This window comes from Saccharicrinis sp. 156 (genome assembly GCF_050589685.1).
GTDB lineage: Bacteria > Bacteroidota > Bacteroidia > Bacteroidales > Marinilabiliaceae > Saccharicrinis.
The window spans coordinates 31521-43737 of sequence record NZ_JBNGOS010000019.1 but is presented as its reverse complement, the minus strand read 5'-3'; the positions used below and the strand labels follow the sequence as shown (position 1 = coordinate 43737).

The 12217-nt window shown below is 39.8% G+C and carries 10 protein-coding genes; 1 reads left to right on the top strand and 9 read right to left on the bottom strand.

Annotation, left to right across the window (positions count from 1 at the left end):
• Positions 1-35: 35 nt before the first annotated feature.
• The 5 genes from ACRD64_RS13210 to ACRD64_RS13190 all read right to left on the bottom strand — a co-directional run bounded on the left by ACRD64_RS13210 (position 36) and on the right by ACRD64_RS13190 (position 7278).
• Positions 36-1190, bottom strand: a complete 1155-nt coding sequence (locus ACRD64_RS13210) for an iron-containing alcohol dehydrogenase (RefSeq protein ID WP_430933856.1) — start codon at positions 1188-1190, stop codon at positions 36-38.
• A 74-nt stretch (positions 1191-1264) separates the two neighbouring features.
• The gene (locus tag ACRD64_RS13205) at positions 1265-2557 is read right to left on the bottom strand and encodes a class II aldolase/adducin family protein (RefSeq protein WP_430933855.1); all 1293 of its coding nucleotides are present in this window, start codon (positions 2555-2557) and stop codon (positions 1265-1267) included.
• Between the two features lie 10 nt (positions 2558-2567).
• Positions 2568-3866, bottom strand: coding sequence for an L-fucose:H+ symporter permease (fucP, locus tag ACRD64_RS13200; protein WP_430933854.1), 1299 nt, complete (start codon positions 3864-3866; stop codon positions 2568-2570).
• A 6-nt stretch (positions 3867-3872) separates the two neighbouring features.
• Positions 3873-5345, bottom strand: a complete 1473-nt coding sequence (gene fucK / locus ACRD64_RS13195; RefSeq protein ID WP_430933853.1) for an L-fuculokinase — start codon at positions 5343-5345, stop codon at positions 3873-3875.
• Positions 5346-5490: 145 nt separating this feature from the next.
• A complete protein-coding gene (locus ACRD64_RS13190) occupies positions 5491-7278 on the bottom strand; it encodes an L-fucose isomerase (RefSeq protein ID WP_430933852.1) in 1788 nt (595 codons plus the stop codon).
• A gap of 156 nt (positions 7279-7434) precedes the next feature.
• On the opposite strand from ACRD64_RS13190, the gene ACRD64_RS13185 reads away from it, so the two are divergent.
• Positions 7435-8331: a helix-turn-helix domain-containing protein gene (locus ACRD64_RS13185; RefSeq protein WP_430933851.1), complete on the top strand. Its 897-nt coding sequence runs from the start codon at positions 7435-7437 to the stop codon at positions 8329-8331.
• Positions 8332-8521: 190 nt separating this feature from the next.
• On the opposite strand, the gene ACRD64_RS13180 is transcribed toward ACRD64_RS13185, so the two are convergent.
• From ACRD64_RS13180 to ACRD64_RS13165, 4 genes are all read right to left on the bottom strand, one after another.
• A complete protein-coding gene (locus ACRD64_RS13180; protein ID WP_430933850.1) occupies positions 8522-8677 on the bottom strand; it encodes a hypothetical protein in 156 nt (51 codons plus the stop codon).
• The gene (locus ACRD64_RS13175) at positions 8671-8931 is read right to left on the bottom strand and encodes a hypothetical protein (protein ID WP_430933849.1); all 261 of its coding nucleotides are present in this window, start codon (positions 8929-8931) and stop codon (positions 8671-8673) included. Before ACRD64_RS13175 ends, ACRD64_RS13180 begins: the two co-directional genes overlap by 7 nt.
• A gap of 866 nt (positions 8932-9797) precedes the next feature.
• Complete coding sequence (locus ACRD64_RS13170; protein WP_430933848.1) at positions 9798-11042, bottom strand: hypothetical protein; 1245 nt, start codon at positions 11040-11042, stop codon at positions 9798-9800.
• Positions 11043-11200: 158 nt separating this feature from the next.
• Positions 11201-12193: a hypothetical protein gene (locus ACRD64_RS13165; RefSeq protein ID WP_430933847.1), complete on the bottom strand. Its 993-nt coding sequence runs from the start codon at positions 12191-12193 to the stop codon at positions 11201-11203.
• Positions 12194-12217: the final 24 nt, after the last annotated feature.

Genomic DNA, 12217 nt, shown 5'->3' with positions numbered 1-12217 from the left:
TAAGGAGTCAAAAGAACTCCTTATATTTTTATCATTTACATGGCATTTTCATAAATAGCCACAGCATCATCAAAGCTCACCTCTTTGGGGTTACCGCCTGTACAAACATCAGCCAGCGCATTTTTCGCCATTAGTTCAAAATCTTCAGGTTTGGCTCCCAATTCCTTAATTCCGGAAGGAATTCCAACATCTTTTGATAATTGAGAGATAGCATCTAACGCGGCTTCTGCTGCTTCCTGAACGCCCATGCCAGAAATATCAACCCCCATCGCCTGGGCAATCTTTGCAAATTTCTCCGGACAAGACGAAAGGTTAAATCTTTCAACATGGGGCAATAAAACAGCATTGGCTACCCCATGGGGAGTATTGTACAACCCACCAAGCTGATGAGCTGCTGAATGAACAAAGCCCAATCCACAATTAGAGAAAGCCTGACCGGCTATAAACTGTGCCCAGGCCATCTTACTGCGAGCCTCCAGGTTGCTGCCATCCGCAACTGCATCTCTTAAACTTTCACTTATCAGCTGTATAGCGTATAGTGCCATATGGTCCGACCAATGGAATGCACCAGCTGTAACATATGCTTCAACAGCGTGAGTAAGCGCGTCCATACCTGTTGCAGCAGTTAGTGGAGCTGGCTTGTTCAACATTAATTCCGGATCATTAACGGCAATTGAAACCAAGCAGTTCTTATCAACCATCACCATTTTTAACTTACGCTCCTCATCTGTGATCACATAATTAATCGTCACTTCACTGGCCGTGCCGGCTGTTGTATTGATGGCAGCTATTGGTGTCGATTTTTTCTTAGAGACATGAATTCCTTCATACTCCTTAATATCTCCACCATTTGTGGCTAATATCCCGATTGCTTTGCCACAATCCTGGGGAGATCCTCCCCCAATTGTTAGAATATAGTCACAATTATTTTCTTGAAAAATAGCTAAACCACTATTTACATTAGCGCAGGTAGGGTTAGGTTGAACCTCATCAAAAATTACATATTCAATGGATTGATCATCCATTAGGTCTGTGACTTTTTTAACAACACCCAACTCATTTAAAATTTTGTCGGTTACGATTAGAACTTTATTGCATTCCAGGCCTTTTAGCTCCTCCACAAGGTCGGCAATCACGCCGGGGCCAACTAAACTCAACGGGGGTAGATAGATTCTTCTCTTTTCTAACATGTCTAATATTTTGTTTCTGGTTTAAAGTAAAAGAAAAAGGTCTTTCGCTGGGGAAAGACCACGTGGTAGTTATTTTAAAAAAATGCTTTTCTCAGATCTTCAATTTCTCCTTCGTCCATCGGGGCAAAGTTACCTAATGAAGTTCCCATCACCAATGATTTGGCACTGAACTCAGCCACCTCAAGACGGTCGAATGCTTGAAGCAAAGAGCTCCCGGTCATTAGCACCGAATCATTTTCTATAATGACGCCCGGATTTTCTTTGGATATCAGGTTCGGGATTGTTTCGTTATTCGCAAAGTGAGATCCAAAAGGTACATTCTCCATATCCTGCAAAAAGATCCAACTTTCCGGAATAGTCCTTACATCCAGCTTCTTATGGGTAACACCATACGCCATCAGATATTCCGGCTGTGTTAATATAATGGCATTAATTTCCGGGTGTAATTCGTATATTTTTTGGTGCAACCAAGTTGAACGGCTCGGTATTTTATTGGGTTCGCATTTCCCGTCTTTGACCTGTACAATATCACCGGCCTGCATATCCCATCTTGTAGCTTTGGTTGGCGTAATCAGAAAATCATTTACCCCCCATCTAACTGAGATGGTTCCATATGTACTCATCATCAATCCCTGGTCACAGGCACGACGAACCATTTCCTTAATCTGCTGACGTATCTCTTTTTCATCGGAAAAATACCTTACCTCTGCCATTTTAGGATGGTCCTTTGGTATTTGATTGTTGAAAGAATATATCTGTTCCTCGGTAAGGAAATTTGGTTCTCCAATGATCTTAGAATTAATCAGCGTTCTACAGGCAAATTCCAGCGTTTCAAAACGTTCGTAAGCCTTGATCACGTTTTTCCCTCCTACCACGGCGCCATGGTTTTCCATGATCACGGAGTCAAATCCCTTTTTAAACTGTTCCGAGATCGAATCACCTAAATCGTTACTCCCGGGGATATGGTATTTAGCATAGCCTATGGGGCCACACACTTGTTTTACCTGAGGAATTACGTTAGTATTGGGTATTTGACGAACAATACTAAAGGCCACCAATGCAGGCGGGTGGGCATGCACTACCGATTTAATATCCGGACGTTCCACATAAATCGCCTTATGAAACGGATATTCCATAGAAGGTTTATGCGGACCAACAATGGTACCATCTGCCTTTACGCACATGATATCAGCGGGTTTTAGCGAACCCTTATCTACCCCTGATGGAGTAACCCACATATCGCCACTCTCATCCATAATGGAGATATTTCCTCCTGATGTAGTTGTCAATCCTTTTTGGTATATCCTGTTGATGATCATTATAATCTGATCACGAGGATGTAATAAATTCAAATTTCTAACAGACATAGTCTCTATTTTAAATATTTATTTTTTGTGTTTTGTATGATCTATATGCGTATATCGTAATAACCAGAAAGCTGATCAGCGGTAAGATGAACGAAAAATTAACCGCTGCTAAAAAACCCACTTGCTCCATATCAATGATAGTACCTTGCAATGGAGGCATTAATGCTCCGCCAACGATAGCCATTACCAGACCGGCAGCACCCAACGTGGCATCCTGCCCAATTCCCTCCAAGGCAATACCGTAAATAGTTGGGAACATCAAGGACATAAAAGCCGATGTGGCAACCAAACAATAAAGACCAGGCATCCCTTCAATAAGTATAGCTCCACTAACAGTACACATTCCGCCTATTGCAAAAAACATGAGCAGTTTACGGGAATTAACATACTTCATTAAAAAGGTACTGATAAAACGACTACCTAAAAATATTCCCATAGCCACAATGTTGTACATTTGTGCCGTGGCCTTATCGATACCTAAATTATCTGCATACTGAATAATAAACGTCCAACACATTATTTGTGCAGCCACATAAAACACTTGTGCAATAACCCCTTCGCGATAAGTCTTATTCTTGATTAACCGTTTAAAAGAATCCAGCGGATGAATGTGCGTTGCATGTCCTGTTTGAGGCATTTTTGCGAAAGCAATAACAACAAGCATTACAATTACCACGATTCCCAAAGCCACATATGGATTGCGAATCACCATCAGGTCATTAGCGCGCATAGTTGCTTTTGTTACTTCATCCAGCGATGAAAAAATTAATTCTCCAGCTGCATTTCGCTGCTTATCAGATTCCAGTGAGGCCAGTACTACTTTTGAAGCCACATACATGCCCAATAAAGATCCCATTGGATTAAACGCTTGTGCCAGGTTTAACCTTCTGGTAGAGGTTTCTTCGCTACCCATGGATAGGATATAAGGGTTTGATGTAGTTTCTAAAAAAGCCAATCCGAAAGTGAGTATGTATAACGAAACCAGGAAAAAACCAAAAGCCTGATACTGAGCAGCAGGCCAAAACAACAAAGCCCCCGTCGCATATAAGGCAAGTCCCAGTATAATTCCCTTTTTGTAACTAAATTTTTGCACGAACAGTGCCGCCGGTATGGCCATGGTTGCATAGCCGCCATAAAATGCAAATTGCACCAAGGAGGCCTTCGCGTTGGATATTTCCATGACTGTTTTAAATGCAGCTACCATTGGATTAGTAATATCATTGGCAAACCCCCACAAGGCAAACAAACTGGTAATAAGGATAAATGAGATCAGGTATTTCTTTTCTACAACTTTTGTTTGAGTTGACATGTCTTTTTAATTTCTTTTAAAGTTTAGATAGTTACGATAAAGTTGATCGTATACTTTTCTGTTATTGGAAGGATAAATAATCTGAGGATTATAAGATATTTTATTACGTGCTGCTTTGGCCGATTTATACACGCCAGCTCCGGCAAACACAAACATAGATGCCCCTAATACCGTGGTTTCTTTTTGGTCGATTAACTGAATAGGGACGTTACAGATATCGGCTCGCAACTGGTTCCACAACCTGTTTTTCGAACCACCTCCTACACAAATAATTTTTTCGGCCTTAAATTGGCCTGCCGTTTCCAATGCTTCCAGTCCCTCGCGAAGTCTAAACGCCAGGCTTTCAAGAAATGCTCGATACAATTGACTTCTGCTCGTATTAATGGTTAAACCGGTAATCGTCCCGCTATTGGTACTTGAACCATCATCGTAAAAAGTCGAATCCACCATTACGCCCTGTGCTCCTGGCAACACTATCTCAGCCTCTTTAATCATGGTATCATAAAGTTCGTCACCATTTAATTCTGGATAGAAATGTTTCGAAAACCATTCCATCACGCCAGAACTCAACCAGTTTTGTCCTATGTTGAATATACCGGGTTCGGCGTCTAACTCGGTGGTTAAATTGCCCTCTAACTCTTTGGCAGAAGCAGTAAAAGAAGTACTTCGAGACATTAATATTTCCCAGGTACCGGAACTCAGCACAGGTTGATTTAATTGAGCACCTGAACCAAAAATGGCAAATTGGGTATCGTGTCCGGCCACAAAAACCGCTGTTCCTTCAGGAATTTTTGTAAGATTTGAAGCAGCATTATTTATTTCTCCCACCTTGTCACCTGGCTCCGCGATTGAGCCAAACACTTTTTTGTCTATTCCAATTGCATTTAATACCTTTTCGGAAAAATCTCTTTTCGCAAGATCAGCCATCATGGCCGTACCCATCATGGTAGCATCATTTTGCATAACACCGCTTAACTTATGAATGATCAGGGAAGGGATGAATAGAAAACGATGTGATTGCTCTATGATTTCGGGCCTGTTTTCCTTAAACCATATCATTTTATTGATGGTATTGAAAGCATAAGGGTAGACCCCACTAACTTTATATACTTCTTCCAGGGGAAGATATTTTTCAATGTTGTCCATGATAGATACCGTGCGCTCACATTGCCATGAAATAACCGGATAGAGAAGATCGCCCAACTCATTCACAAAGGCACCATCAACCCCAAAAGTAGTGACCGTAACTCCAACTATTCGGTTAGTATCTATTTGAGAAGTAACCACGTTGGCCGCACCACAAAGCTTCTCCCATAATTTGTCCAGATCCCAGATCCTTCCGCCCGGAGTATATGGATCTTCGTCTGTTTCATTTGGCTTTGATTGAGAAGCCAATATCGAACCATGTTTATCCATGGCAATTACTCTAACATTGGTTGCACCACAATCAAAAACTATGGCGATATCTTTTTCCTGCATGAATCGTTGATTAAAAAGGACTTTCTTCAGAACAAAAATCAATTCCCTATTCTTGATCTAAAAGAATCAGAATTTACCTTAGTACCTTTGGAGATATACTTGCCTAAAGAAAGTCCATTGTTTATATGTAATCTGGTTTTTAGTGTTATTTTATGCCATACAGCGGACCATATGTAGAACAAGCCCTATAATCTGAGCCCTCTTTATCTTCTCCAAAGGCAGACCATGCACTTGGACGGAAAATATTATCCTCAGAAACATTATGCATGTTAACCGGAATACGCAACATTGAAGCAAGTGTAATTAAATCCGCTCCAATATGGCCATAACTGATAGCACCATGGTTTGCCCCCCAGTTGGCCATAACCGTATACACATCCTTAAAAGCTCCTTCTCCATTTGTTCTGGGCACAAACCATGTGGTTGGCCAGGTAGGATTGGTTCTCTCATCTAAAACACTATGAATTTCTTCCGGCAGTTCCGTGGTCCACCCTTCCGCAATCTGAAGTACAGGTCCCATTCCTTTTACCATATTTAAACGGCACATGGTAACAGGCATTTCGCCTTGCGTTTTGAATAAAGAAGAGAATCCTCCGCCTCGAAAATAACCGTGATCAGCCGGTGGCCAAACGGTATTGTCCAAACAACTTTGAGCTTCCTTCTCGGTAATATCCCAATATGGTTTCATTACTGGATTACCTTCGGCATCTTTTTGTTGCGCTGTGGCATCCAAGGTGGTAGAACCTGAGTTTATGAGATGAATGACACCTCCTTTTGCCAGTCCGCTTAGTTCTTTTCCTGTAACTCTTTTTACCGCATCAGGACTCCAGTATGTTCTTACATCCGAGAATATTTGTGATGTATTGGTTAACAGATGCCCAAACAACATACTTACACTATTTAAGCTGTCGTTCTCCGTGGCAAAAACAAAAGCTTCTCGGATTCCATTCCAGTCAAATGAAGAATTCAATATGGCCTCTGTGAAATCAGCGTTAGGTTGGTAGTCTGTCCATTGACGTTGCCCCTGAAAACCACCTAAGATGGCATTTCTACCCAAGCCCTCTTCTCTAAAGCCCTTATTTATTAACTTTTGATTGCCGACCATCATGTCACGACAAATCATTGTCATTTTAATTACCGTTTCCCACTGAGCGTCTTTACTTGCCTGATCAGATTGTTCTTCCGGTTTGTTTCTATCCTCACCTTCCTTACAGTTTTCTTTGGTCCAGGCTAGCGCTTTCTGGAATTCTTCTTCGTCGTAAATACCTTCATCAATTCTACGAAGGATTTCTACGGATTCCACAAACTCCGTGCGTATTCCTAAATATTCCTGAAAAAAGTTGGTATCTACCATGGATCCTGCAATACCCATTGAACTATAACCCAGCGAAAGGTAGGACTTACCATTCATTTGAGCAACTGCAAGTGCCGACTTCACGAAACGCAAAAGTTTCTCCTGAACATCATGGGGAATGCTGGTATCACCGGCATCTTGTACATCGCGACCATAAATACCAAAAGTCGGTAATCCTTTTTGCGTATACCCGGCCAATGCAGCAGCCAAATAAACAGCTCCCGGACGTTCCGTTCCGTTGAAGCCCCAAACAGCCTTAGGCAACAATGGGTCTGTATCCATGACCTCGGTACCGTAGCACCAGCAAGGGGTAACGGTAAGGGAAACACCTACACCCTCTTTCTTGAATTTGTTTGCACACATGGCTGCTTCAGCCACTCCTCCAATACAAGTATCAGCAATAACACATTCTACTTTTTCTCCACTTGGAAACCTTAAATGATCTTCGATAAATTTAGCTGCTGCTTTCGCCAGCTCCATTACTTGTGATTCCAATGATTCTCTTACTCCATTTTCTCTTCCGTCGATTACCGGTCTGATTCCTACTTTCGGTAAATCTCCTATTAACCTGTTTGCCATTATCTTATTTTTTAATTCTTAATTTATCAATAGTTCTCAGCATAATCCTTTAGTTCAATGCTGGATGAAATATTCACATTACAAATATGCGTTTCCTTTAAATAATTTAAAATGTTTATTTATATTATATTTGTATCTGTTTTAAACATCGCGAATATGAAACTTATCAAAACTAAACCTGACAAAGGCGATCCTTCAGAAATATCACAGCATTTTCCAAGATTTGATTTGCAATTACATTGTTGCAGATATTGGTGGTTGCAACACTGGGAGTTCGGGGAACTATCCTTCCCCTTCTGGAGAATATATCACAATAATTACCAAGGAGGTGTAATTATCTACGAAGGTAAAGAATATACATTAACCCCCGACAAAATTGTAATGATTGCCCCGAATACTTCATACGCCACTCGATTATATAATCATCAAATCCCTAACTCTGGATTCTTGATAAAGGGCAATCGTGTGAATGCAGGACTTCCCGTTAAAAACAATTACATACTTCACCTTTTTATCCATTTCAATCTAGGAATCCCATACGACAACATCAAACCTGGTTTATTTTCGTTTGAATTGACGGATCATATAAAAGAAAAACTGGACATTATCATAAAGCACTTAAATTACGAACATACCAAGTTTAGCTTTTACCCAACCTTGGTTATTCAATCTCTTATTACTGATATGCTTAGTTTTCTGCCAGAAGAAAGTTGGAGTTTAATTACTGAGGATACCAGGCTATTGAAAACACTAAGGTTTATCGAAGAAAATGTTTGCGAAGACTTGTCAAATACTATATTAGCCAACCAGGCCAAGTTGGCAACAAATGCATTTACACGATTATTTACTCAAGAAATAGGCAGTTCGCCGCAAAAATATGTCAAAAAGAAAAGAATCGGCAAGGCCTGTGTTTTACTGCATCACTCAGATAAATCAATAGATGAAATTGCTTTCCGTTGTGGTTTTTCAGACAGGTATCATTTTTCCAGGATATTTAAACAAATCACGAATATTTCACCTGCCAGTTACAGGAAAAATTTCTTGATTAGTTAGGACATTTACTCCATCCTTTTTTTCAGCCCTCGGCAACAGCTGTATATCCGCACTGGGGATGGCAATTCACTCCCAAGTTCAAAAAAGCTGCCATCGAACCTTTTGTCAAAACGAACATTCAGCTCTCGAGAGTATATTGGAGTCAGCTCATGTCCAAACATAGATAAAACCCGGTTGACTTTATATAGGTTCAAATTAGTTTTGCCTTGTTTAAGGCATATGAATGAAAGTTAACACCCTCTGTTCCTTCTGCCAGTTCTTTTTGATTGCGATAAAATGCTTTCCCCAATTCTTTAACCAACTTGCTAAATACCGCAATGGCCTGGCAACGTAAAAAACTTACCATTGTAACCCGCAGATTCTTTCCGAAGCAAATACCATTTTACTGGAAGAATTCCAGAAATTTTTCATCTCATACAGCAAAAAGCTTTCTGAATCCGCGAGCAATTCGATTTCTCCTGACTCTCCTTTTTTTGATTTAATACCAACCGGGGGCCAAACTGTTAAAAAACTTTTTCTACTGGGCATGAAATAACGCTGAATTGATTGGATCACCATTATCCAATGCGACAATCCTGCCATTTCCTGCAGGTAGGGCATCAGTCTGGCTTTTAGCCGGATTATCGTACCAAAGAGATTGTGAACAATCTGCATATTATATCCATTCGGGGCAACCTAATGCCAAAACCAAAAGAATAGCTAAACGGATAAGATTGTCTTTTTGTCGATTATTTTATGATATTATATATTCATTACTTATTTAATAATCAACAACTTAATTCCATTATCTGCTCACATTGCTCATCCATTTGTCTTGTTCTTTGATCGCCAGTAACATGGCTGAATCAAAACTTGGGCATATAAAATTCCGAGAGGCTTTTTCAAAACGTTCACTTGCTGAACTTTACTTTCTTTGGAATGGGATATTGCTCAATCTTACTTAAATAGTCGTCTCGTATCCATTCTGTCTCCTTATTTTCGGGCAGAGGCTTCCAATCCAAAACATTACCATTGCGAGTGCATACCACCATTCCCATCTATCATATATTCTTTAGACCTGACGGTTCGCTGCTTATTCAGATAACTAAAGATGTATTCGCTGCCATGATAATTTTGACCTGATAATAATGGACTAAAGCTCTTCTCCATTGCTTATAATTCTGCAGAAGCAAATGTTTTATCAAACACAAGACTAGTCCCTTCTGTGAATTAAATAACAATCGGAAATTCACACCCCCTTTGGCCTTTTACTCCTCGACAAGCCTACACGCAGTTTCCACTAAACAGAGAAACATTCAAATAATTAGCAACATTTCCACTTAACTAACGAAATTGGTAGTACCAGTAATAAAATAGTTCTGCTTATCAAGGTACCATCACATATTGCGGGGTAAATGCGCAAAATGCATTCACAAAATGCCTGGCTATTCGGAATAACCAGGCATTTATTATTCTTGAATATTGTTTTAGTAATCTACCACATTAACGATAACCGTACTTGCGTTTAATATATTTGGTTTTTCACTGTTAACAGGTCTGATATCGGCAGTTAAGGTATAGGGTATTTTTTTGCTTAACTTTTTGTTGAGATTAAAATTATATACTTTATTGGCATAACCAGCGTAGGCTGTAAACATAGTTGATGCTACCTTTTTACCTTCCGCATCTTTTAAAGTAAAATGTATTTCCCGGTCTTGGTTGGCTTTGTAGCATACTGGTATCTGCAAAGTTTTACTAGGTGTTGCTTCTATGGTAGCAGCGTCGAGCATCACATCCTCATAATAGAGATTAATTTCTTTTTCGGGGGGTGTTTCTCCGGTGCCAATTGGATCATCGGCATCTACTAATTTATAGCCGCGAACCCAATCGTAACGCACCACATTTTTAGCAGTATCAGCCAATTCTTCATCGCTTGGTAAAGAAATCCAAGGAAAGGGATAAGTCTCACATACCAATCGCATGAACATGGGCTGGTCGAAGGGTTTCTTGCTTACTTTATTATAAAACTTCTGGTACTTAGGCTCACCGTTGTCATAGTAATAACTGGCCATGGTTTCATCATGCCACCAACCTCCGTATACATGAAAATCCTTAGAGGCTAGATCCCTGTCCTCAAATTTCACCTGAGGTGCCCTGTAGTCGTGCTTTTCTCCTTCACAATCAGTATACCAGTAATGTGAGTTGGAATGCATACCGTTAGCAAAATAACTTCCTTTGAAATCCCCGTTTCTTCCAATACACTCCTGAATATCCCATTCCAGTCCATATTGGTCACAACCGTTAGGAGCGTCATATCCTTTCCCCGATGAAAACCAGAAAGTAGTTGACATGGTTGTTGCAGCTGCCTTCACACAACATTCGTAATAACCCAGAAAAACGGACTTTTTGGATACAACAGCACCTCCTTTTATATTATATGTCAGGTCCTTTCCATAAGCATGAATAACGGTATCCTTATCCATTTTTTCGCCTCTGATTTGCAAATAACCATCGGCAACTGATATTTGCGAGCGCATAAACAACCCAGGTTCCCTTCCTCTCCAGGTTGGATGATGGTCGAGCCATTTGGAGGTATCTAAAGCTGAACCATTAAATTCGTCGGAGAAATCCCTGTTCATTACCCAACGCTTGCCTTTAGGCGGCTTTGGAGGGTCAGCAAGTAAGTACGTTGATATTGAAACCAATAATAGAAACGTAATAATCTTTTTCATTTTTGTAGAATTTGTTTTTATAAAGAGATTGATATATTTATTCAAAATGTATGGTGACAAATTATTGTATATTTAAAAAATGGAAGAGGCTTTTTATGTAAAAAAAGAGGGGAACATCCAATTATATAACCTCTGAATGTTTTTTCTATTCACATAGATTACTGTAATTTTTCTTCCCAGGTTAATTTATCAATACTTACACCCATATCAGGATAAACAACACTGGAAATATACCATTGTCCATCTTCACCCTTAAATACCTCGGGAGCATGAGAATTTAATATGGTAATCTGCTTTTCTTCATCAATCCCAAAATCATTTATATTATCCGATAAATACACGTGCGCTTTGTGCGTATACGCACCCATTAAGTTTTCCCTGTCCCACTGAGCGTCTTCCCAAGAACATACAAATAGATAAAATGAGTTGTTATGAAAAATTACTGACGGTGATTCCGGATCGAAATTATTGGTCGTAAGAATGGTTTTGGCATCACTCCAATGGATAAGGTCTTTTGAGATTCTCGTCCGCACACACTTATCGGAACAATAGGTAATATAATAGATTACTTTATGAAAAATTAAATTAGGATCACGTGCCCCTTTTTCTTCAACAAAAAGATTTCCTTTTGGCGTCCAATTATATAAGTCAGTAGAGGTAGCCAACCGAATTGGGCTATGACCATAAACCATATAATATAAATCTTGTTTTTTCACAATATATGGGGCATGATTGGCCGCTATTTCACCTGGTCTCTCATTTGGTGGAAGTACTTTAGGTAGTTCAGAATAATGATGCTCCCTAATCGTTTCGTGAAATGCCGTAGCGGATGACACCGCATGAAACGAAGCATACTCCCCTTGATGAATATTCCCTTTTTTAGGATCTGTATAAGGATGTGTAATTCCGAAAATATGCCATTTCCCATCCTCTGCTTTTATAAAGCAATGGTCGTTTGGGATCCACCTGTCGTACCACTGGCTTTCTTTTAACAGCTCAGTATCCGGGCCAAAGAAATAATCCCCCGAAGGTTTATATATGCATGTATATTGATTGGCTTGCCTGGGAACTAATATTTTTTTTGAGTTTGACTGTTTACACTGAGCTAATAGTAAGATTACTCCCAATGATAAAATTATTATGTATTTCATCTGTTTAAAAATCATCATATCACT